At 74.8% G+C, this 21,894-nt stretch carries 21 protein-coding genes; 17 read left to right on the top strand and 4 right to left on the bottom strand.

Annotation, left to right across the window (positions count from 1 at the left end; all coding sequences use genetic code 11):
* Position 1: 1 nt before the first annotated feature.
* Positions 2–961 carry a hypothetical protein gene (locus ACGFQC_RS08125; RefSeq protein ID WP_363089047.1) on the bottom strand — a complete coding sequence of 320 codons (960 nt, stop codon included), beginning with the start codon at positions 959–961 and terminating at the stop codon, positions 2–4.
* A gap of 269 nt (positions 962–1,230) precedes the next feature.
* On the opposite strand from ACGFQC_RS08125, the gene ACGFQC_RS08120 reads away from it, so the two are divergent.
* The 6 genes from ACGFQC_RS08120 to ACGFQC_RS08095 all read left to right on the top strand — a co-directional run bounded on the left by ACGFQC_RS08120 (position 1,231) and on the right by ACGFQC_RS08095 (position 7,033).
* A complete protein-coding gene (locus ACGFQC_RS08120; protein WP_363089048.1) occupies positions 1,231–1,602 on the top strand; it encodes a holo-ACP synthase in 372 nt (123 codons plus the stop codon).
* 66 nt (positions 1,603–1,668) lie between these two features.
* Complete coding sequence (locus ACGFQC_RS08115; protein WP_363089049.1) at positions 1,669–3,105, top strand: NAD(P)H-hydrate dehydratase; 1,437 nt, start codon at positions 1,669–1,671, stop codon at positions 3,103–3,105.
* Between the two features lie 296 nt (positions 3,106–3,401).
* A complete protein-coding gene (gene alr / locus ACGFQC_RS08110; protein WP_363089050.1) occupies positions 3,402–4,580 on the top strand; it encodes an alanine racemase in 1,179 nt (392 codons plus the stop codon).
* 171 nt (positions 4,581–4,751) lie between these two features.
* Entirely contained in the window at positions 4,752–6,005 is a 1,254-nt protein-coding gene (locus tag ACGFQC_RS08105; RefSeq protein WP_363089051.1) for an alpha/beta hydrolase, read from the top strand.
* Positions 5,971–6,483, top strand: coding sequence for a tRNA (adenosine(37)-N6)-threonylcarbamoyltransferase complex ATPase subunit type 1 TsaE (tsaE, locus tag ACGFQC_RS08100; protein ID WP_363089052.1), 513 nt, complete (start codon positions 5,971–5,973; stop codon positions 6,481–6,483). Before ACGFQC_RS08105 ends, tsaE begins: the two co-directional genes overlap by 35 nt.
* A 367-nt stretch (positions 6,484–6,850) precedes the next feature.
* Positions 6,851–7,033 (top strand): hypothetical protein, encoded by a 183-nt coding sequence (locus ACGFQC_RS08095; RefSeq protein WP_363089053.1) that lies wholly within the window; start codon positions 6,851–6,853, stop codon positions 7,031–7,033.
* 97 nt (positions 7,034–7,130) lie between these two features.
* Here ACGFQC_RS08095 and ACGFQC_RS08090 read toward each other — a convergent pair whose 3' ends face one another.
* Positions 7,131–7,679, bottom strand: a complete 549-nt coding sequence (locus ACGFQC_RS08090; protein WP_363089054.1) for a hypothetical protein — start codon at positions 7,677–7,679, stop codon at positions 7,131–7,133.
* Between the two features lie 108 nt (positions 7,680–7,787).
* On the opposite strand from ACGFQC_RS08090, the gene tsaB reads away from it, so the two are divergent.
* The 4 genes from tsaB to ACGFQC_RS08070 are packed head-to-tail and all read left to right on the top strand — an operon-like array spanning position 7,788 to position 10,312.
* Positions 7,788–8,441, top strand: a complete 654-nt coding sequence (tsaB, locus tag ACGFQC_RS08085; RefSeq protein WP_363089055.1) for a tRNA (adenosine(37)-N6)-threonylcarbamoyltransferase complex dimerization subunit type 1 TsaB — start codon at positions 7,788–7,790, stop codon at positions 8,439–8,441.
* Positions 8,438–8,968 (top strand): ribosomal protein S18-alanine N-acetyltransferase, encoded by a 531-nt coding sequence (gene rimI / locus ACGFQC_RS08080; protein WP_363089056.1) that lies wholly within the window; start codon positions 8,438–8,440, stop codon positions 8,966–8,968. Before tsaB ends, rimI begins: the two co-directional genes overlap by 4 nt.
* On the top strand, positions 8,961–10,058 hold the full coding sequence (gene tsaD, locus ACGFQC_RS08075) for a tRNA (adenosine(37)-N6)-threonylcarbamoyltransferase complex transferase subunit TsaD (RefSeq protein ID WP_363089057.1): 1,098 nt from the start codon (positions 8,961–8,963) through the stop codon (positions 10,056–10,058). Before rimI ends, tsaD begins: the two co-directional genes overlap by 8 nt.
* Positions 10,055–10,312 (top strand): hypothetical protein, encoded by a 258-nt coding sequence (locus tag ACGFQC_RS08070; protein WP_363089058.1) that lies wholly within the window; start codon positions 10,055–10,057, stop codon positions 10,310–10,312. The genes tsaD and ACGFQC_RS08070 overlap by 4 nt, the downstream gene beginning before the upstream one ends.
* Positions 10,313–10,375: 63 nt before the next feature.
* Here ACGFQC_RS08070 and ACGFQC_RS08065 read toward each other — a convergent pair whose 3' ends face one another.
* Positions 10,376–12,706 (bottom strand): glycoside hydrolase family 3 N-terminal domain-containing protein, encoded by a 2,331-nt coding sequence (locus tag ACGFQC_RS08065; RefSeq protein WP_363089059.1) that lies wholly within the window; start codon positions 12,704–12,706, stop codon positions 10,376–10,378.
* A gap of 140 nt (positions 12,707–12,846) precedes the next feature.
* Here ACGFQC_RS08065 and ACGFQC_RS08060 point away from each other — a divergent pair, with 140 nt between their 5' ends.
* The 5 genes from ACGFQC_RS08060 to ACGFQC_RS08040 all read left to right on the top strand — a co-directional run bounded on the left by ACGFQC_RS08060 (position 12,847) and on the right by ACGFQC_RS08040 (position 18,659).
* A complete protein-coding gene (locus tag ACGFQC_RS08060; RefSeq protein ID WP_363089060.1) occupies positions 12,847–13,920 on the top strand; it encodes a LacI family DNA-binding transcriptional regulator in 1,074 nt (357 codons plus the stop codon).
* A 112-nt stretch (positions 13,921–14,032) separates the two neighbouring features.
* Positions 14,033–15,457 carry an endo-1,4-beta-xylanase gene (locus ACGFQC_RS08055; RefSeq protein WP_363089061.1) on the top strand — a complete coding sequence of 475 codons (1,425 nt, stop codon included), beginning with the start codon at positions 14,033–14,035 and terminating at the stop codon, positions 15,455–15,457.
* Positions 15,458–15,667: 210 nt separating this feature from the next.
* Positions 15,668–16,666: an LCP family protein gene (locus tag ACGFQC_RS08050; RefSeq protein ID WP_363089113.1), complete on the top strand. Its 999-nt coding sequence runs from the start codon at positions 15,668–15,670 to the stop codon at positions 16,664–16,666.
* Between the two features lie 197 nt (positions 16,667–16,863).
* The gene (locus tag ACGFQC_RS08045) at positions 16,864–17,220 is read left to right on the top strand and encodes a YciI family protein (protein WP_363089062.1); all 357 of its coding nucleotides are present in this window, start codon (positions 16,864–16,866) and stop codon (positions 17,218–17,220) included.
* A gap of 170 nt (positions 17,221–17,390) precedes the next feature.
* The gene (locus ACGFQC_RS08040) at positions 17,391–18,659 is read left to right on the top strand and encodes a sigma-70 family RNA polymerase sigma factor (protein WP_363089063.1); all 1,269 of its coding nucleotides are present in this window, start codon (positions 17,391–17,393) and stop codon (positions 18,657–18,659) included.
* On the opposite strand, the gene ACGFQC_RS08035 is transcribed toward ACGFQC_RS08040, so the two are convergent.
* Positions 18,647–19,807 carry a methyltransferase domain-containing protein gene (locus ACGFQC_RS08035; protein WP_363089064.1) on the bottom strand — a complete coding sequence of 387 codons (1,161 nt, stop codon included), beginning with the start codon at positions 19,805–19,807 and terminating at the stop codon, positions 18,647–18,649. The two genes, ACGFQC_RS08040 and ACGFQC_RS08035, sit on opposite strands and share 13 nt — an antisense overlap.
* 129 nt (positions 19,808–19,936) lie before the next feature.
* On the opposite strand from ACGFQC_RS08035, the gene ACGFQC_RS08030 reads away from it, so the two are divergent.
* Both ACGFQC_RS08030 and ACGFQC_RS08025 read left to right on the top strand, forming a co-directional pair.
* Positions 19,937–20,842 carry a polysaccharide deacetylase family protein gene (locus ACGFQC_RS08030; RefSeq protein WP_363089065.1) on the top strand — a complete coding sequence of 302 codons (906 nt, stop codon included), beginning with the start codon at positions 19,937–19,939 and terminating at the stop codon, positions 20,840–20,842.
* Positions 20,839–21,843: a polysaccharide deacetylase family protein gene (locus tag ACGFQC_RS08025; protein ID WP_363089066.1), complete on the top strand. Its 1,005-nt coding sequence runs from the start codon at positions 20,839–20,841 to the stop codon at positions 21,841–21,843. Before ACGFQC_RS08030 ends, ACGFQC_RS08025 begins: the two co-directional genes overlap by 4 nt.
* Positions 21,844–21,894 lie beyond the last annotated feature (51 nt).

Raw genomic sequence — 21,894 nt, 5'->3', positions numbered from 1 at the left:
CTCAGGCCTGTGCCGCGAGCTTGCGGAACTTCAGGAACGACGCCTTCGGGTCGCCCGTGTACTGCCACGGGAACTCCGTGGCCCGGTCGCCGAGGAAGGCGAAGTGCGGGGCCGCGTCGGCGTGGTGGCCGCCCATCGAGAAGGCGAACGCGAAGGCGTTGTGCGCGCCGACGGAGTACCAGTCGGGGCGGTGGCCGGGGTGCAGCACCGAGACCTGCGCGGCGAAGCGCAGGTCGTCGCGGACCGGCGCACCGCGCAGATAGGCGGCGTCGTCGGGACTGTCCAGGTCCAGCCAGTGCTCGATGTGGGCGAGGGCCACCACGGCGCCGGAGTTGGAGCCGTCCGGCGCGGCGGTCGCGCACTCGCGGGCGAAGGCGTGCGCCGCCTCCCAGGTGCCGCCCCACTTCGGGCAGAGCTGCTGGAGCAGCTGCGTCTGCGCGCGGTAGTGGTGCGGGTGGTGGGCGGACAGCCGGTCGTAGCGGCGGCGCGCCTCGGCCTGCCCCAGCTGGAGGCCGCGCGCGGTGGTCAGCCGGACCGCCCAGGCGGGGGCGTACGCCGGCTGCTCCGCGCACACCTCGATCAGCAGGTGCTCGGCCCGGCGCAGCCAGGAGTGGAACTGCTCGAACTGGTCCCGCGAGACGTCCTGCGCGCGGGCGCCGCTGCGGATGTCCCAGCCGATGTGGACGTACCGTTCGGCGAGCAGGGTGCGCGGCAGGGGATCGGCCGGGAGTTCGGCGGCGGCCCGCTCCAGGAAGGTCTCGACGCCGGGGGTCTCGGCGAGGACGGACGAGACCATCGAGATCTTCCCGGCCGAGTCCAGTCCCTCGACGAAGGCCCGGACGGCGGGCCAGTCACCGGCCCGCGCGGCCGTGCGCAGCGGGACCAGCTCGGGTGTGTTGTCGTACGGGTCGAAGGTCGGTCCCGGAGAGCCCGTGGATCCGCCGTCGGTGGTACTGCTCATGCCCCCGCCCCCTGGCGTTGCCTTCCGCGCGCGCCGACTGGCCCCCCAGGGCGCGGGCGGTGAAGTGATGGTGTGACGTGTGCTGATCGATCTGTGGTCGGTCTGCGGCCGTTCCGTGTACGAGCGGTGCGACCGTGTGATCAAGTCGCCGCAGGCTAGCAGCCACCTCCGACAGCCGCGTGGGCGACCGGGGCGGACGGGCCTCCCGCCGTGCGGCACCGCCGGTCTCCTCCGGCCCGATCCGCCGGCCAGGCCCTAGGGTGCTCGGCATGAGCATCATCGGGGTCGGTATCGACGTGGCCGAGATCGACCGGTTCGCTGCATCGCTGGAACGCACGCCCGCGCTGGCCCGACGCCTTTTCCTGGAGAGCGAGTTGCTGCTGCCGAGCGGGGAGCGGCGGGGTACCGCCTCGCTCGCGGCCCGGTTCGCGGCGAAGGAGGCCCTCGCCAAGGCGCTGGGCGCTCCCGCGGGTCTGCTGTGGACGGACGCGGAAGTGTACGTGGAGGACAGCGGGCAGCCGCGGCTGCGGGTGCGCGGGAGCGTCGCCGCCCGGGCCGCCGAACTGGGCGTGCAGTCCTGGCACGTGTCGCTCAGTCATGACGCCGGTGTCGCCTCGGCGGTGGTGATCGCGGAAGGGTGACCGCGGCGGGACGGGAGGGCGGGGCGGGTCCGCCCGCGGCGGGGGGCCCGGTGTTTGACTGGGCCCATGCGTACTGCCTATTGCGTGGACACGGTCCGGGCCGCCGAGCGGGACCTGATGGCGCGGCTCCCGGAGGGCGCCCTGATGCAGCGGGCCGCCGCCGGGCTCGCCGCCGCCTGTGCCGATCTGATGGGGCGGGTGTACGGACGCCGGGTCGTCCTGCTCGTCGGGAGCGGCGACAACGGGGGTGACGCCCTGTACGCCGGGGCCCGGCTGGCGCGGCGCGGCGCGGGCGTGACGGCCGTGCCGCTCGCTCCCGGGCGCGCGCACGCCGGCGGGCTGGCCGCGTTGCTGCGGGCCGGTGGGCGGACCGTGGCACCGCAGGACGCCGACGGGCCGATCCGGCGGGCCGACCTCGTCCTCGACGGCATCGTCGGGATCGGCGGGCGCGGCGGACTGCGCGAGGACGCGGCACGGCTCGCCGCGCTGGCCGACGGGTCCCGGGCCGCCGTCGTCGCCGTCGACCTGCCCAGCGGCGTCGAGGCCGACACGGGCGAGGTACGGGGCGCCGCCGTGCGGGCCGACCTCACCGTGACGTTCGGGACGCACAAGCCGGCCCTGCTGGTCGATCCGGCGCGCGGGTACGCCGGGACGGTGCGGCTCGTCGACATCGGCCTCGACCTGCCCGGCGAGCCGGAACTGGAGGCCCTCCAGCACGCCGACGTGGCCCGGCTGCTGCCCGTGCCGGGCGCCGCGAGCGACAAGTACCGGCGCGGGGTGGTCGGGATCGCCGCCGGGTCCGCGCGCTATCCGGGCGCGGCCGTCCTGGCGGTCGCCGGCGCGCTGCGGGGCGGGGCGGGGGCCGTACGGTACGTCGGACCCGCCGGGCAGGCCGTGCTCGCGCGCTACCCCGAGACGCTGGTGTCCGACCGGGGGCCCGAGCGGGCCGGGCGGGTGCAGGCGTGGGTCGTCGGGCCCGGCGCCGGGGACGACGCCGGCACCGTGGCGGAGGTGCTCGCCTGCGACGTGCCGGTGCTGATCGACGCGGACGGGCTGCGGCTCGCCGACGTGGACGCGGTGCGCGGGCGGACGGCGCCGACGCTGTTGACCCCGCACGCCGGGGAGGCGGCGGCGCTCCTCGGGGTGTCGCGGGAGGAGGTCGAGGCGGGGCGGCTGAGCGCCGTGCGGGAGCTGGCGGGGCGGTACGGGGCGGCCGTGCTGCTGAAGGGAGCCACGACGGTGGTCGCGGGGGAGGGCGGTGCGGGCGCGGTGCGGGTGAACCCGACGGGGACGCCGTGGCTGGCCACGGCCGGCAGCGGGGACGTGCTCTCGGGGGTGGCGGGCTCGCTGCTGGCCGCGGGGCTGTCGGCGGTGGACGCCGGCAGCGCGGGGGCGTACCTGCACGGACTGGCCGGGCGGTTCGCGGCGGCGGGCGCGCCGGTGGCGGCGCACGAGGTGGCGGAGGCGGTGGCGAGGGCCTGGCGCGATGTCGTACGGGAGTGAGGCGGGGGAGCGCCCCCGCCTGCGCGACCCCGGCGCCGGACTTCCCCTGCGCGACCCCGGCCCGGACTTCCCCCGGGAGGCCCCCGGCCCGGACTTCCCCCGGGAGGCCCCCGGCCCGGACTCCCCCCGGGAGGCCCCCGCCCCGGACTCCCCCTGGGAAGTCCCGGCTTCGGACCCCCCTGGAAGCCCCGGCCCCGGCCCCCTGGGAGGCCCCGGACCGGCGGGAACGCCCCGTGCCGCCCGCCGTCCGGCCCGGCTCTCCATGCGCGTCGGGGGGCTCTGAGAGACTGGGCGCGATGAGTGAGACTGCACAGCCGGCCGCCGCCCCGTTGCGCGCCCGCGCCGAGATCGATCTGGCCGCGCTGCGGGCCAACGTGCGCGCCCTGCGCGCGAAGGCGCCCGGCGCGGCGTTCATGGCCGTGGTGAAGGCCGACGGGTACGGCCACGGCGCGGTCGCCTGCGCCCGCGCCGCCGTCGAGGCGGGCGCCACCTGGATCGGCACCGCCACCCCGGAGGAGGCCCTCGCGCTGCGCGCCGGGGCGGGACTGCCGGCGGACGTGCGGATCATGTGCTGGCTGTGGACTCCGGGCGGGCCCTGGCGGGAGGCCGTCGAGGCGGACCTGGACGTGTCCGTGAGCGGTGTGTGGGCGCTGCGCGAGGCTGCCGAGGGGGCGCGGCTCGCAGGGCGGGCCGCCCGCGTGCAGCTCAAGGCCGACACGGGGCTCGGGCGCAACGGCTGCCAGCCCGCCGACTGGCCCGAACTGGTCGCCGAGGCGCTGCGCGCCGAGCGCGCGGGCCTGGTCCGGATCACCGGCCTGTGGTCGCACTTCGCCTGCGCCGACGAACCCGGCCACCCGTCCGTCGCCGCCCAGCTCGCCCGCTTCCGCGAGATGCTGGCGTACGCCGAGGAGCACGGCGTACGGCCCGAGGTGCGGCACATCGCCAACTCGCCGGCCGTGCTGACCCTGCCCGAGACCCACTTCGACCTGATCCGGCCGGGCATCGCCATGTACGGCGTCTCCCCGAGCCCCGAGCTGGGCTCCGCCGCCGACCTGGGACTGCGCCCGGTGATGACGCTGTCGGCCTCGCTGGCCCTGGTCAAGCACGTGCCGGGCGGCCACGGCGTCAGCTACGGCCACCACTACACGACCCCCGGCGAGACCACCCTCGCCCTGGTCCCCCTCGGCTACGCCGACGGCGTCCCCCGGCACGCCTCCGGCACCGGCCCCGTCCTCGTCGGCGGCAAGTGGCGTACGGTCGCCGGGCGGATCGCGATGGACCAGTTCGTCGTCGACCTGGGCGGCGACGAGCCCGCCCCCGGCGAGGAGGCCGTGCTCTTCGGCCCCGGCGACCGGGGCGAGCCCACCGCCGAGGACTGGGCGCAGGCCGCGGGCACCATCGCGTACGAGATCGTCACGCGCATCGGAGCACGCGTCCCGCGCGTCTACGCGGGCGAGGCGGACCGGACCCCGTGAGCGCGTTCTTCTGAGCGCACCCGCGTCCCCGTACATGCACAGGCGATTCGTGTGCATGCGGTTCATGTGAACGAGGAACCAAACGGGTGTCCGCGCGCCGGCACCCCGGCACCCGACGGCATCCTGCGACACCCTGCACACCCTGCGACACCCTGCGAAGAGGAGCGGTACGTGAGCGAGAGCAGCGCGGAGGCGTTGGCTGGTGCCGCCTCGGCGGTCGTCGACGCCGCCTCCGCCACGGGGGCCGGCGGCTGGCGCCGGGCGACGGGCATCGCGGGTGCCGCGATAGGCGTGATCGCCGCGGGTGCCGCCGCCGGAGTCGCCCTGGAGCGGATGACCGTCGGGCGGGGCATGCGGGCCAGGGCCCGTCTCGCCCTCGACTCGACGGGCCCGTACGGCGCCCTCCGCGGCACCCCCGGCAAGGCCTTCGCCGACGACGGCACCGAGCTGTACTACGAGGTCGACGACGTCGAGCCGCAGGGCGGACCGGCGAACCGCCGGCGCAGGCTGTTCGGCCGCAAGGCCCCGCTCCCCGTCACCGTCGTCTTCAGCCACGGCTACTGCCTCACCCAGGACTCCTGGCACTTCCAGCGGGAGGCCCTGCGGGGCGTCGTACGGACCGTGCACTGGGACCAGCGCAGCCACGGCCGGTCCGCGCGCGGCGCGGCCCAGCTGCGGGACGGCGAGCCGCTCACCATCGAGCAGCTGGGGCGTGACCTGAAGGCCGTCATCGACGCGGCCGTGCCGGAGGGGCCGATCGTGCTCGTCGGGCACTCGATGGGCGGCATGACCGTCATGGCGCTGGCCGCGCAGTTCCCCGAGCTGATCCTCGAGCGGGTCGTCGCCACCGCCTTCGTCGGTACGTCGTCCGGGCGGCTCGGCGAGGTGAACTTCGGCCTGCCGGTCGCCGGGGTGAACGCCGTGCGACGCGTGCTGCCGGGCGTGCTGAAGGCGCTGGGCCAGCAGGCCGCGCTGGTGGAGAAGGGGCGGAGGGCCACCGCCGATCTGTTCGCAGGGGTCGTCAAGCGGTACTCGTTCGCCTCGCGGGACGTGGATCCGGCCGTCGTCCGCTTCGCCGAGCGGATGATCGAGGGCACGCCGATCGACGTGGTCGCCGAGTTCTACCCGGCCTTCACCGACCACGACAAGACCGAGGCGCTCGCCTGCTTCAGCGACATGCCGGTGCTGGTGCTGGCCGGCATCGGGGACCTGGTGACGCCGAGCGAACACAGCGAGGCCATCGCCGACCTGCTGCCGGACGCCGAACTGGTGCTCGTCCCCGACGCCGGTCACCTCGTGATGCTGGAGCACCCGGAGGTCGTCACCGACCGGCTCGCGGACCTGCTCACCCGCGCGGGCGCCGTACCGGCAGGCGTTACCGTGGGTGGCTATGGAAGCACCAGCAGCAGCGCGCAACCCGGCTGAGACCGAGCTGACCGTCACCTCCCCCGAGCAGATGCGGGACCTGGGCCGGCGCCTGGCCGAACTGCTGCGCGCGGGCGATCTCGTGATGCTCAGCGGCGAGCTGGGCGCGGGCAAGACGACCCTGACGCGCGGCCTCGGCGAGGGACTCGGCGTGCGGGGCGCGGTCACCTCGCCCACCTTCGTGATCGCCCGGGTCCACCCCTCCCTCCAGGGCGGTCCGCCGCTCGTCCACGTCGACGCCTACCGCCTGGGCGGCGGGCTCGACGAGATGGAGGACCTGGACCTCGACGTCTCCCTGCCCGAGTCCGTGGTCGTCGTGGAGTGGGGCGAGGGCAAGGTCGAGGAGCTGACCGAGGAGCGGCTCCAGGTGCGCATCCACCGGGCCGTGGGCGACACGACGGACGAGGTGCGGCAGGTGACGGTCACCGGTCTGGGCGACCGGTGGGCGTCGGCGGACCTGAGCGTGCTGGCGGCCTGAGCGGGGCGGCCGCGGGAGCCGGTCCGGGGGCGCCGGTGGCCTGAGCGGGGCGGCCCGGGCGAGGCGGCCGCGGGAGCCTGCCGCAGGAGTCGGCCCGAGCGTGCCGGAGGCCTGCGCCGCTCGGCGGCCCCGGCCCCGGCGGCCCCGGCCCCGGCGGCCTCGGCTGATCGGCCGCCGTGGCCGCTCACACGGGCGGGCTCGCCGCCAGGGCGCGCGTCGCGGGCGGGCCGTGCCCCGGCGAAGGGGACGAAGGTTCCGACAGGACGTCGGCAAGATGTTGCGTTCGGTGTGCCGGGCGTGGTCACATGGTGTCCCGCCCTTGGTTAGGTCTACCTAACTAGGTCCGCCCGACCCCCAGGAGGCGCCCATGCCGGCCACCGAGCCCCAGGTCCCGCGGCGGCCGTCCGCCCTCGCCGGGGTGTCCATGCGCGACCTGCTGGCGTCCTGCGCCGCCGCGGAGGCCGTGTCCCGGCCGCCGCGCGGGCCCGAGCCCGCGCACCCGGAGAAGCGGCCCGCCCACGACGGGAAGCGGCACCGCGAAGCCGCCTGACCGTCCGTCCCCGCCACCGGGGTCACCACGGCGTCTAACGGGATCACCACGGCGTCTGCCAGGGTCATCACGGCGTCCACGGGGATCACCACGGCGTCTAACGGATCACGACGACCCGCTGGCCGATCGTCGCGAACTTCCAGACGGCCTTCCCGTCCGCCCGTGAGGCACGGATGCCGCCCGTCTTCGCGGCCGGGTCGGGGGCCGGTGTCGAACCGTCGACCGCCGCGCTGAAGCCGATCGACACCCCCTTGACGTCGGTGAAGCGCACCACGTGCTCGATGGGGGTGCCGTCGGTGCCGGTGACGGCGCCCGAGCGGGAGGTGACGGCGTAGGTGCCGGGGAGCGGGTCGACGCTGCCGGGGGTGACCTGGAAGGTGCGCTCGGCCCTGCCGTCCGCGGCCACCAGCCACACCCGGTCGTCGGCCACCGAGTACACCACCCGCGCGCCCGTGCCGGAGCCGGCCGGCAGCGCGGTGGGGTTCCTGGTGTCGCGCGGCGCCTCCGTCGTCGCGGCGGAGGCGCTCGCCCGCGGCGCGGCGAGGCCGGCCGGCACGCTCGCCGAGGCCTGGTAGGCGAGGAACCCGACGGTCGCGACGGCCGCCGCGGTGAGCACGGCCACGAAAGTCGAGCTGCTGCCTGCCACCGCGACCACCTCTTCGTCGTACGTCCGTGCCTCGCCGCGACGTTAGCAGCCGGTGGCCTCCGTGCCCGGGCGGCCGTGCCCGGGCCCCGCGAGCCGTACGCTGTTTGCGTGCTCTTGCTCGCTCTGGATACCGCCACCCCCGCCGTCACCGTCGCCCTGCACGACGGGACGGACGTCCTCGCCTCCGCCGGCCAGGTGGACGCGCGCCGGCACGGTGAGCTGCTGCTGCCGGCCGTCGACCGTCTCCTCGCCGCCACGGGGCACCGGCTCGACGCCGTCACCGGGATCGTCGTCGGCACCGGCCCCGGCCCGTACACCGGGCTGCGCGTCGGCCTGATGACCGCCGACACCTTCGGGCTCGCGCTCGGCGTGCCCGTGCACGGCCTGTGCACCCTCGACGGCCTCGCGTACGCCACCGACCTCGAAGGCCCCTTCGTCGTGGCGACCGACGCCCGCCGCAAGGAGGTCTACTGGGCGCGCTACGCCGACTCCCGCACCCGCCTCACCGGGCCCGCCGTCGACCGGCCGGCCGACATCGCCGAGCAGGTGGCGGGGCTGCCCGCGGTCGGCGCGGGCGCGCTGCTCTACCCGGACACCTTCCCCGCGGCGCACGAGCCGGAGCACGTGTCCGCCGCCGCGCTCGCCTGTCTGGCCGCCGAGAAGCTGGCCGCGGGCGAGGAGCTCCCGGCGCCCCGCCCGCTCTACCTGCGCCGGCCCGATGCCCAGGTCCCCAAGAACTACAAGGTGGTCACCCCCAAGTGACCGAACCCGTAACCCCCGCGCTGCGCGAGATGCGCTGGTGGGACATCGATCCCGTCCTGGAACTCGAGAAGGCCCTCTTCCCCGAGGACGCCTGGTCGCGCGGCATGTTCTGGTCCGAGCTGGCGCACTCCCGCGGCCCCGAGGCGACCCGCCGGTACGTGGTCGCCGAGGACGGCGACCGCATCGTCGGCTACGCGGGCCTCGCCTCCTCCGGAGACCTGGCCGACGTCCAGACCATCGCCGTCGCCCAGGACCACTGGGGCACCGGACTGGGCGGCCGGCTGCTGGCCGAGCTGCTGCGGGCCGCGACCGCCTTCGAGTGCGCCGAGGTCATGCTGGAGTGCCGCGTCGACAACGTCCGCGCGCAGAAGCTGTACGAGCGCTTCGGCTTCCAGCCCATCGGCTTCCGGCGCGGCTATTACCAGCCGGGAAACGTGGACGCCCTGGTCATGCGCCTGACCACGGCATCCGACAGTGGCTCCGCCACGGAACCGACATCAGTACAAGGAACCGGGATCAATGACTGACGAACCGCTCGTCCTCGGCATCGAGACCTCCTGTGACGAGACCGGCGTCGGCATCGTCCGCGGCACCACCCTGCTGGCGGACGCCGTCGCCTCCAGCGTCGACGAGCACGCCCGCTTCGGCGGGGTGGTGCCGGAGGTGGCGAGCCGGGCGCACCTGGAGGCGATGGTCCCGACCATCGACCGGGCGCTGAAGGAGGCCGGCGTGTCCGCCGGGGACCTCGACGGCATCGCCGTGACGGCGGGCCCGGGCCTGGCGGGCGCGCTGCTGGTCGGCGTGTCGGCGGCGAAGGCGTACGCGTACGCCCTCGGCAAGCCGCTGTACGGCGTGAACCACCTCGCCTCGCACATCTGCGTGGACCAGCTGGAGCACGGCCCGCTGCCGGAGCCCACGATGGCCCTGCTGGTGAGCGGCGGCCACTCCTCCCTGCTGCTCTCCTCGGACATCACCTCCGACGTCCGTCCGATGGGCGCGACGATCGACGACGCGGCGGGCGAGGCCTTCGACAAGATCGCCCGCGTGCTGAACCTGGGCTTCCCCGGCGGCCCGGTCATCGACCGGTACGCGCGCGAGGGCGACCCGTCCGCGATCGCCTTCCCGCGTGGCCTGACCGGGCCGCGCGACCCGGCGTACGACTTCTCCTTCTCCGGTCTCAAGACGGCGGTCGCCCGCTGGATCGAGGCGAAGCGGGCCGCCGGCGAGGAGGTGCCGGTGCGGGACGTGGCGGCCTCCTTCCAGGAGGCGGTGGTGGACGTGCTGACCCGCAAGGCCGTCCGCGCCTGCCGTGACGAGGGCGTCGACCACCTGATGATCGGCGGTGGCGTCGCGGCCAACTCCCGGCTGCGCGTGCTGGCCCAGGAGCGCTGCGAGGCGGCCGGCATCCGGCTGCGGGTGCCCCGGCCCAAGCTGTGCACGGACAACGGCGCGATGGTCGCGGCGCTCGGCGCGGAGATGGTGGCCCGCGGCCGGTCCGCCTCCGACTGGGACCTGTCGGCCGACTCGTCACTGCCGGTGACCGACCCGCACGTGCCGGGCCGGGCCCACGACCACGACCACGTGCACGCGGTCGGTGAGGACAACCTGTACTCATGACCGTCGCGCTGATGTGGGAGGCCCGGGCCGCGGACGGCCGGGGCGCGGAACTGCTGGCGTGGGCGCGGGAGCAGCGGCTCCCGCGCCCTCCCGTACGCCGTGAGACCTTCCGCGCCCCGCAGGACCGGGTCCTCGTCATCACCTGGTGGGACGCGGAGTTCGACGCGGACCTCCCGGAACTGCCCGATCCCGAAGGGGAGTTGGTCACACGGGCCGTGCACCGGTGGCGGTTCGAGGCGATGGACCCGGACTGAGCCGGGCCCTCGCCCGTACCCCTGCACCTGCCCCTGCACCTGCCCCTGCCCCTGCCCCCGCCCCTACACCTGCCCCTGCTCCGACAGCCGCGTCTCGCAGCGCAGCCGCCGGTCCGGCCCCAGCTCCCGCACCGGCCCGGTGAGACTGAGCCGCGCCGTGTGCCGTACGTCCGCGCTGGACGCGCCCAGCCGCAGCTCCAGGTCGCCCGGCTCCACCACGCGCCGCCCGGCGCGGTCGGTGAAGGCCGACAGGTCGGTGTGGAAGCGGAAGGTCACGCGCGCCGACCCGCCCGCGGGCAGTTCCAGCCGCTGGTAGCCGATCAGCCGTACGTCGGGGCGGGTCACGCCGGCCACCGGGTCGTGCAGGTAGAGCTGCACGACGTCGGCGCCCGCGCGGTCGCCGGTGTTGCGGACGGTCAGCGAGAGGTCGCAGGAGCCGTCCGTGCCGAGGGCGGTCTCGGGCGCGTCGACGTCCTCCCAGGCGAACGTGGTGTACGAGCGGCCGTGCCCGAAGGGGTACAGCGGGGTCGGGTCCAGGTTGCTGACCTCCCCGGCCAGGCCCAGCGGCGGCTGGAGGTAGGTCCACGGCTGACCGCCCGTCACCCGGGGCACGCTCACGGGCAGCCGGCCCGAGGGGTTGACGCGGCCCGACAGGACCCCCGCCACCGCCGGGCCGCCCTCCTCGCCGGGGAAGAAGGCCTGGACGACGGCGCCCAGGCGGCCGTGCCAGCGGCCGAGTGCGTAGGGGCGGCCGGTGAGCAGGACCAGCACCACCGGCACGCCGGTGGCGACCAGCGCGTCCAGCAGCGCGCCCTGCACGCCGGGCAGTCGCAGGTCCGCCACGTCGCAGCCCTCGCCCGAGGTGCCCCGGCCGAACAGGCCCGCCCGGTCGCCCAGGACCGCCACGCACACGTCCGCCTCCGCGGCCCTGGCCACGGCCTCCTCGATGCCCGTGGCGTCCGGGTCGGAGACCGGGCAGCCCTCGGCGAACGTCACCTTGGCGTCGGGGAGTTCGGCGCGCAGCGACTCCAGCACCGTGGGGATCTCGATGCCCGGCTCGGTCCCGGGGTGGTGGGGCAGGACGTGGGAGGGGAAGGAGTAGCAGCCGAGCATCGCCAGGGCGTCCGCCGCCCGCGGGCCGACGACCGCGATCCGGATGTCGGGGGCGAGGGGGAGCAGACCGTCCGGGTTGTCCAGCAGGACCACGGACTCCTCGGCCAGTCGGCGGGCCACCGCGCGGTTGGCCGCCGAGTCGAGGTCGACCCGCTCCGGGACCCCGGGCTGCCAGTCCTCGTCCAGGAGGCCCAGTTCGCACTTCTGGAGCAGGACCCGGCGTGCGGAGCGGTCGATCAGGTCCTCGGGGACCTCGCCCGCGCGGACGGCCGCGACCAGTGCGTCGCCGTAGTACTTCACCGTCGGCAGCTCGACGTCGATGCCGGCCTCCAGTGCCAGCCGGGCGGCCTGCACGGGCGTGCCCGCCACCCGGTGCAGGGTCTGGAGGAACCCGATGCCGAAGTAGTCGGCGACCACGGTGCCCGTGAATCCCCATTCCTCGCGCAGGAGCCGGGTGAGCAGCTCCGGGTCGGCGGAGGCCGGGACGCCGTCGCGTTCGGTGTAGGCCGCCATGACGGAACGGGCGCCGCCCTCGCGCAGCGCCATCTCGAACGGCGGCAGGGTGACGTCCGCGAACTCGCGGGTGCCCGCCCGCACCGGGGCCAGGTTGCGGGCGCCGGCCGAGGAGGCGTACCCGGCGAAGTGCTTGAGCGTGGCGACGACCCCCGCCGACTCCAGGCCGCGCACGTAGGCCGCGCCGACCGTGCCGACCAGGTACGGGTCCTCACCGATGGTCTCCTCGACCCGGCCCCAGCGCGGATCGCGTACGACGTCCAGGACCGGGGCGAGGCCCTGGTGGACGCCGACCGCGCGCAGGTCGCGGCCGATGCGCCCGGCCATCTCCTCGACCAGCGGCGGGTCGAAGGCGGCGCCCCAGGCGAGCGGGACCGGGTAGGCGGTGGCGCGCCAGGCGGTGAAGCCGGCCAGGCACTCCTCGTGCGCCACCGCGGGGATGCCGAAGCGGCCCGCGGCGGCGATCCGGCGCTGGGCACCGGCCAGTGCGCGGGCGCCGAGCGCCGGGTCCACGGGGGCCGTGCCGAAGGGGCGGGTCAGCTGGCCGAGACCCCTGGTGATCAGCTCGTCCCAGCCGTCGGCGGAGTCGACGGCGGAGTCCGCGGTCATGTCGTGCTGGTGCGGGGCGACTCCCTCGCCGTCCGTCGCGGCGCCGACCCACACGCCGTACAGCTGGGCGGTCTTCTCCTCGAGGGTCATCCGGGAGAGGAGGTCGTCGACGCGGGCGGCCGCGGGCAGGGCGGGGTCACGCCAGGGGGCGGTGGTCATGAAGCTCCTGTCAGAGGTCGGCGAGCCACCAGAGCGGGAATCAGCGGTACGAATGTTTCGAGCTTGACTTCGAATGTTCCGGGAACCTATGGCGTCCCCATGGGTTCGTCAAGAGGGAGTGCGGGGATACGATCGCCGCCATGACACCCTCGGAGCCCACTGAGACGCGGACGGAAGACCGGCCCGCACGGCGCCCCGCGGCGCGTACCGCCACCCTCGCGGAGATCGCGCGCGAGGCCGGCGTCTCGGCGCCGACTGTTTCGAAGGTCCTCAACGGCCGCGCCGACGTCGCCCCCGCCACCCGGACCCGCGTCGAGGAGCTGCTGCGCGCCCACGGCTACCGGCGGCGCCGTGCCGAGGCGACCCGTTCCCCCCTGATCGACCTGGTCTTCCACGAGCTGGAGAGCGCCTGGGCGATGGAGGTCATCCGGGGCGTGGAGAACGTGGCCCGGGACGCCGGGCTGAGCGTGGTGCTCAGCGAGAGCGCCGGGCGGCTCACCCCCGGACGGAGCTGGGCCGACCAGGTGGCCGCACGCCGCCCGCACGGCGTGGTGCTCGTGCTGTCCGGGCTCGACGTGTCCCAGCGGGCGCTGCTCACCAGCCGGTCCATCCCGTTCGTGGTGATGGACCCGGCGGGCGACCCCGGCGCCGACGTGCCGTCCGTGGGTGCCACCAACTGGCAGGGCGGCCTCGCCGCCACCCGGCACCTGGTCGAACTGGGCCACCGGCGGATCGGGGTGATCAGCGGACCCCCGCAGATGATGTGCAGCCGGGCCCGGCTCGACGGTTACCGCGCGGCCCTGGAGACGGCCGGGCTGCCGGTCGACCCGGAGATGGTCAAGACCGGCGACTTCCACCACGAGACCGGCTACCGGCTCGGCCGCGAGCTGCTCGCCCGCCCCGACCGGCCCACCGCCGTGTTCGCGGGCAACGACCTGCAGGCGCTCGGCCTCTACGAGGCCGCCCGCGAACTCGGGCTGCGCATCCCCGAGGACGTGAGCGTGGTCGGCTTCGACGACCTGCCGGTGGCCCGCTGGGTCGGCCCGCCGCTGACGACCGTACGGCAGCCGCTGACGGAGATGGCCGAGGCGGCCGCCCGGCTGGTGCTGGAGCTGGGGCGCTCGGGTGACGCACCCACCGCGACCCGGGTGGAGCTGGCGACCAGTCTGGTGGTGCGGGCGAGCACGGGGGCGCCGCCGCTGGCCGGAAGGTGACGTATTGACGGGGTTGACGGGTGGTGAGCGCGCCCCCACACTCCTCCGAAGTCAATCGGTTGAACAGCCGAAACTTTCGGAGGCGCCCGCCATGAGATCCTCCAGTCCCGTCATGTCCTCCCGTCCGTCGAGGTCGGCCTCCCGTCCGTCGAGGTCACCCTTCACTTCGTCGAGGAGGAGCTCCCGTCCGTCGCTCCGCGCCAGGCTGTCCGCCCTGCTCGCCGGGGCGGCCACCGTCGGCGCGCTGCTCACCGCCGGCGCCGGTACCGCCCACGCCGCCGACACACCGCTGCGCGACCTCGCCGCCGTCGAGGGCAAGGTCATGGGCACGGCGGTCACCGGCTCCAAGCTCACCGGGACCTACGGCGACATCGCCGGCCGGGAGTTCAACTGGCTCACCCCCGGCAACGCCATGAAATGGGGCTCGGTCGAACCGGCCCGGGGCACTTTCGACTGGGCCGAGGCCGACCGGATCGTGGACTTCGCCGAGGCCCACGACCAGGACGTGCGCGGCCACACCCTGGTCTGGCACAGCCAGAACCCGAGCTGGCTGACCGACGGCAGCTGGACGCCCGCCCAGCTGGGCACGCTCCTGCGCGACCACATAGACACCGAGGTCGGGCGCTACAAGGGACGCGTCGCCGCCTGGGACGTCGTCAACGAGCCCTTCGACGAGGACGGCACCTACCGCTCGACCCTCTGGTACGACGGCCTCGGCGCGGACTACATCGCCGACGCCCTCACCTGGGCGCGGGCCGCCGACCCGGCCGCCCGGCTGTACATCAACGACTACAACGTCGAGGGCGTCAACGCGAAGTCCACCGCCCTGTACAACCTGGTGAAGTCGCTGAAGGAGCGCGGCGTACCGATCGACGGGGTGGGCCTGCAGGCCCATCTGATCCTCGGTCAGGTGCCCGCCACCCTGCAGCAGAACATCCAGCGCTTCGCCGACCTCGGCGTGGACGTGGCGATCACCGAGCTGGACATCCGGATGCAACTGCCCTCGGACAGCGCCAAGCTCACCCAGCAGGCCGCCGACTACAAGGCCGTCATGAACGCCTGCCTGGCGGTGGCCCGGTGCACCGGCGTCACGGTGTGGGGCTTCGCCGACTCCGACTCCTGGATCCCGGACACCTTCCCGGGGCAGGGCGCGGCGACGCCGTACGACGAGAACTACGCGCCGAAACCGGCCTACCGCGCGATCGCGGAGGCGCTCGGCGGGACCACGACCGAGCCGCCCACGGGCGCCTGCACGGCGGCCTACAGCGTCACCGCCCAGTGGAACACCGGCTTCACCGGACAGGTGCGGATCGCCTGCTCGGGAGCAGCGCTGTCGTCGTGGAAGGTCGACTGGAACTTCGGTGCGGGGCAGGGGATCACGCAGGTGTGGAACGCGACCTGCGCGCAGTCGGGGGCGGCCGTCACCTGTTCCAACGCCTCGTACAACGGGACGGTTCCCGACGGCGGTTCGGTGACCTTCGGGTTCAACGGGTCGTGGAGCGGGAGCAATCCGGTGCCCACGGTGACCCTGGGGTGAAGGTGACGCTCCGGTCGTAAGATTTTCCGAAGAAAGCTCGCTCGGGGTGCCTTTCCTCACGGTCCGCTCATCATTCGGACGTACGTTCCCCGTGTGACGGGATACGACGCGAACGCGCGCGGCGACGGGCACGGAAACGGGCACGGCGACACGTACGGGGCCGCGCACGAGGGCGCGCGCGGGGAACGGCGGCGGGGCCGGCGGTCGAGGGTGTTCAAGGCCGTCGGCCTCACCCTGGCCGGCGCCCTGGTGCTGGGCGTGGCCGCGGCGGGCTGGGTCTACTGGCGCCTGAACGACAACATCCGCGGCGTCGACATCGACAGCGCGCTCGGCGACGACCGTCCGGCCCGCGCGGTCACCACCCCGTCCGGTACCGAGTCCGCCGCCCCGCTGCCCACCGGGGCCGTCAACATCCTGGTCCTCGGCTCCGACTCGCGCAGCGGCGCCGAGAACCGGGAGCTCGGCGGCGGGGACAGCTCCGGGGCCCGCTCCGACACCGCGATGGTCGTGCACGTCGACGCCGGCCGCACCGGCGCCACCGTGGTCAGCATCCCGCGCGACACCCTCGTCACCCGCCCCTCCTGCCCGCTGCCCTCCGGCGGCTCGAGCGAGGTCGCCCACGGCGCGATGTTCAACAGCGCCTACGCGCTGGGCGGTCCGGTCTGCGCGGTCAAGACCGTCGAGTCGCTCACCGGCGTCCGCATGGACCACTTCGTCGAGGTCGACTTCGCCGGCTTCGCGAAGCTCGTGGACGCGCTCGGCGGGGTCACCGTCACCACCACCGAGGACATCGAGGACGAGGACAGCCACCTCAGCCTCGCGGCCGGCACCCACCACCTCGACGGCACCCGGGCCCTGGCCCTCGCCCGCACCCGGCACGGCATCGGCGACGGCAGCGACCTCGGTCGCATCGGCCTCCAGCAGACCCTGGTGAAGGCCCTGCTGGAGCAGATGTCCACGACGGACCTGGCGACCGACCCCGCCCGGCTCTACCGGGTCGCCGACGCGGCCACCGGCGGCCTCACCACCGACACCGGCCTCGACTCCCTCACCGAGCTGATGGAACTCGGCCGGAGCCTGCACGGCCTGTCCGCCGCGAACGTCACCACCGTCACCATGCCGGTGCGGCAGGCCCCCGAGGACCCCAACCGGGTCGTCCCCGACGAGCCCGAGGCGGGCGACCTGTGGGAGTCGCTCGGACGGGCCTGATCCCCGGCCCCCGGCCCTTGATCCACACCCCTTGATCCACACCCCCTGATCCACAGCCCGTGATCCACACCCCTCTGACCCCGTCCCGGAAAAAATCCCGAAGTTTTTCGCCGGGGGTGTCGATCCGGCCGTTCTCCGTTCGACGCATGGGTGAGAGGCCGGGAGGAGCCCGGCCCCGCACCACCCGAGGAGCCACCATGCCCCGCTACCTGTCCCTGGTGAAGATCGACGAGTCGACCCGGCCTGCCGAGGGCCCGAGCCCCGAGATGATGCAGCGGATGGGCGAACTGATCGAGGAGATCACCAAGGCCGGCGTCATGCTCGACACGGGCGGCCTGCTGCCCTCCGAACAGGGCGTCCGCGTCCACCTGAACGGCGGCGAGATCTCCGTCACCGACGGCCCCTTCACCGAGACCAAGGAGGTCGTCGGCGGCTACGCGCTCATGCAGTGCAAGGACATGGCCGAGGCGCTCGAGTGGTCCAAGCGCTTCGTGAAGGTCCACGGCGACGAGTGGAACCTGACCCTGGAGGTCCGGGAGATCACGGAAGACTGAGGCCGGGCGCGGAGGCCTGGGGGAAGGCCGGGGAGGGAGTCCGGGGTGAGACCGGGACAAGGCCGGGCGCGGAGGCCGCAAGGGGAAGACCGGGGAGGGGGCCCGGGGTGAGGCCGGGGCGGGTCGGGGTCGCTTCCCCGCGGCCCCCGGAAGGTGTTCGATGGTGGGTTGTGAACCAACAGCCCGCCACCGGCCCCCGCACCGCCACGGCCGCCCTGGAGACCGTCTTCCGCCTGGAGTCGCCCCGCGTCGTCGCCGCCGTCGCCCGGATCGTCAGGGACGTCGGCATCGCCGAGGAACTCACGCAGGACGCCCTGGTGGCCGCGCTGGAACGCTGGCCCCGCGAGGGCGTACCCGACAACCCCGGCGCCTGGCTCACCGCCACCGCCCGGCACCGCGCCGTCGACCTGGTCCGCCGCCGGGAGACGTACGCCCGCAAACTCGCCGAGATCGGCCGGGACCTGGAGACGACGGCACCCGCGCCCGAGCCCTCCGACCCCGAGGACATCGACGACGACCTGCTCCGCCTCGTCTTCACCACCTGCCACCCCGTGCTGTCCGCCGAGGCCCGCACCGCCCTCACCCTGCGGCTGCTCGGCGGTCTCACCACGGCCGAGATCGCCCGCGCCTTCCTCGCGCCCGAGCCGACGGTCGCCCAGCGGATCGTCCGCGCCAAACGCACCCTGGCCAGGAAGAACGTCGCCTTCGAGGTGCCGTACGGGCCCGACCGCGAGGCTCGGCTCGGCTCCGTCCTCGACGTCATCTACCTGATCTTCAACGAGGGGTACGCGGCCACCGCGGGCGACGACTGGCTGCGTCCGGGTCTGTGCGAGGACGCCCTGCGGCTGGCCCGCCTGCTGGCCGCCCTGATGCCGAAGGAGCCCGAGGTGCACGGCCTGGCCGCGCTGCTGGAGTTCCAGTCCTCGCGCACGGCCGCCCGCACCGCCCCCGACGGCACACCGGTGCTGCTGGCGGACCAGAACCGCCGCCGCTGGAACCGCATGCTCGTCGCCCGCGGCATCGCCGCCCTGGGCCGCGCCGAGGCCACGGCCGCCGGCCCGCCCGGCCCGTACGTCCTCCAGGCCGCGATCGCCGCCTGCCACGCGCACGCGTACTCCTACGAGGAGACCGACTGGCGTGCCATCGCCGCCCTCTACGGCCTCCTCGCGGCCCGCTCCCCGTCCCCGGTGGTCGAACTCAACCGCGCGGTCGCCGTGTCGATGGCCGAGGGCCCGGAGCAGGGCCTGCGGATCGTCGACGCCCTCGCCGCCGGACCGGCCCTGCGCGACTACCACCTGCTCCCCAGCGTCCGCGGCGACCTGCTCCGGCGCCTGGGCCGTACGGCGGAGGCGGGCGCGGAGTTCGAGCGGGCCGCGCGGCTGACCGGCAACGAACGGGAACGGGAGCTGCTGCTGCGCCGGGCCGCTCAGGCCGGGTGACCGACGAGCATCGTCGGCGCCCCCGCGACCCGGGTCAGGAACACGGTCGCCGAGTTCGGCCCCTGCGGCTTGACCTTCCTGCGCAGTTCCTCCGGCTCCACCGCCGAGCCGCGCTTCTTCACGGTGAGGATCCCCACCCCGCGCTCCCGCAGCAGCGCCTTCAGCTTCTTGACGTTGAAGGGCAGCCGGTCGGTGATCTCGTAGGCGGTGGCGTACGGCGTCGGCCGGAGCGTGTCCGCGGTGACGTAGGCGATGGTCTCGTCGACCAGGCCGCCGTCCAGGTCCCGGGCGACCTCGGCCACCAGGTGGGCCCGGATGACGGCGCCGTCCGGCTCGTAAAGGAAGCGTCCCACCGGCCGTACCGCCGGGTCGGGCAGACCGGCGCCGAGCAGGGTGCGCGGGCCGGGGAGGAGGGTGGCGCGCACCGTGCCCGGCTCGGTGCCGAACCACAGCACGGCCTCCTTGACGTCCCCGCCGTCGGAGATCCACTCGGCCTCGGCCCCGGCGGGCACGACCTCGTGCGGGATGCCGGGGGCGACCTTCAGCGCGCCGTGCGGAGCCTTCAGCGCCGCCCCGACCGCCCATGACAGCGGCGGCGAGTAGGCCTCCGGGTCGAAGATCCGGCCCCGGCCACCCCGCCGCGCCGGGTCGACGAACACGGCGTCGTACCCGCCCGTGTCGACCTCCGTGACGTCCGCCTCGCGCACCTCGATCAGATGGGCGAGCCCCAGCGCCTCGGCGTTGGCCCGCGCCACCGCCGCCGTCAGCGGGTCGCGGTCCACGGCGAGCACCCTGATCCCCGCGCGGGCGAGCGCGACCGCGTCGCCGCCGATCCCGCAGCACAGGTCGGCGACCGAGGCCACGCCGAGCGCCTTCATCCGCTCGGCGCGGTGGGCGGCGACACTCGCGCGCGTCGACTGCTCGACCCCGTTCGGCGTGAAGAACATCCGCTCCGCGTCCTCGGCCCCGAACTTCGCCGCCGCCCGCTGCCGCAGCCGGGCCTGTCCGAGCGCCGCCGAGACCAGCTCGGCGGGGTGTTCGCGGCGCAGCCTGGTGGCGACGGCCAGTTCGTCGGCCGGGGCGGTGCCGCGCACGGCGTCGAGGAGGGCGCGGCCCTCGGGGGTGAGGAGCGGGGCGAGGTCGTTCACCGGGTCATTGTGGGCCAGTCGGTGGATGGTGCGCCTCCGGCGGCGGTGTCGGGCGGGATCGCGTGGACGTGACTGCGAGGATCCGGCGCCATGGGACCAGGATCAGTCGTACAAAACGATGAAAAGGGGATGCGGCGAGTGGGGATCAGGGCCGGCGTCGCGGTCCTCGCCGTGGCCGCCCTCGCCTCCGGCTGCGCCCCCGGGGCCACGGGTGCCGACGGCTCCGGCAGCCGTCCCGCCCCCGGCCAGCAGCTGCCCCAGGGGCAGCCCGCCCGCGCCCTGCACACCTACGCGGCCAAGCTGCGTGCCGAGTACGCTGCCCGGGCCGCGGCCGCCGCCCGCTGGCGGCTCGAGACGGTCCCGCTGACACCCCCCGCCCCGCCCGCGACGAGACCGGCGATCACCACCCGCCAGGGCTTCGAGGTCGACGACCACGAGGAACTGAACCTCCCGCCGGTCTTCACCACCGTCCCCACCAAGGACAAGGTCGTCTTCCTCACCATCGACGACGGCGCCGAGAAGGACCCGGCGTTCCTGCGCATGATGAGCGACCTGAGGATCCCCTACACGGCCTTCCTCAGCGACTACCTCGTCAAGGAGGACTACGGCTACTTCAAGAAGATGCAGGACGCGGGGGTGACCCTGAACAACCACACCCTCCACCACCCCTACCTGCCCGCCCTCTCCTACACCCGCCAGAAGCACGAGATCTGCGGCATGCAGGACGTCATCGAGAAGCGCTACGGCAGCCGCCCCGCGCTCTTCCGCCCGCCCTTCGGCAACTACAACCGCGACACCCTGCGCGCCGCGAAGGCCTGCGGCGTGAAGTACGCGCCGCTGTGGAACGAGGAGGTCTTCGCCGACCGGTGGGACTACCGCGAGTGGGACCGCGACCTCCACCCCGGTGACATCGTCCTCACCCACTTCCGCGGCCGCGCCGACTGGAAGGGCACCATGCCCGACATGATCCGCCGCTTCCTGAACCTGGTCACCGAGAAGGGCTACGCGGTGGCCCGGCTGGAGGACTACCTGTGAGAAGGCGGACCGCGCTGCTCGCGTCCGCCGCGGCCCTCACGGTGACGCTGACCGGCTGCGCCCGGTCGGCCGACCCGGTCGAACACCCGGGCCGCACGGCGACGGAGCGGGTGCGGTCCGAAGGGCCGGGCGCCGAACGGGGCGTACGCCCGCACGCGCCGGCGGCGGGGCCGGGGGCTGGGCAGGGCGCGCGGCCAGAGGCCCCGACGGCCGAGCGGGCCGAACGGGCCGAGCGGGCCGAACGGGCCGAACAGACCGAGCAGACCGAGCGGGCCGAGCAGACCGAGCGGGCCGAGCGTCCGCACGCGTCGGCCGCGGAGCAGCCGTACCGCCGCTGGGGTCTGGACGCCCCCCTCGCCCCCGCTCCCGCCCGCACACCGGCGGCCGGCCCCCTCGCGGGCAGCCCGGCCCGCCCCGCGCTCCCGCCGGTCGTCGACCGGATCCCGACCCGCGACAAGGTCGTCTTCCTCACCTACGACGACGGTGCCGAACGCGACCCCCGCTTCGTCACCATGGTCCGCGAGCTGCGCCTGCCGGTCAGCATGTTCCTCACCGACAGCGTGGTGGGCCCGGGCTACGCGCACTTCGCCCGGCTGCGGTCGGTCGGTGCCGGCCTCCAGAACCACACCCTCGACCACGCCGCCCTGCGCGGCCTGCCCTACGCGGGCCAGCGCGCCGAGATCTGCGGCCAGCAGGACAAGCTCAAGGCCCGCTTCGGCCTGCGCCCCCGCCTGTTCCGCCCGCCCTACGGCACGTACGACACGGTGACCCTGCGCGCGGCCGCCGACTGCGGGATCACGGCCGTCGTCCTGTGGCGGGCCTCCATGGGGACCACCGACCTCACCTACACCCACGGCTCCCACCGCCTGCGTCCCGGGGACGTCGTCGCCGTCGACCCCGACGAGACCGGAGGGCCGAGCCTGCGGGAACGCACGACGAGGCTGCTGCGGATGATCCAGGAACAGGGCCTGACGGTGGGCCGCCTGGAGGACTACCTCTGAGGGCTTTCCCCCGCCCGACCTGGATCCCGACCCGGACGCCGGCCCCTGCCC

It is taken from the genome of Streptomyces sp. NPDC048734, assembly GCF_043198675.1.
Classification (GTDB): Bacteria; Actinomycetota; Actinomycetes; order Streptomycetales; family Streptomycetaceae; genus Streptomyces.
The sequence above is the reverse complement of the archived record's forward strand: the minus strand, read 5'-3'. Positions and strand labels throughout refer to the sequence as shown.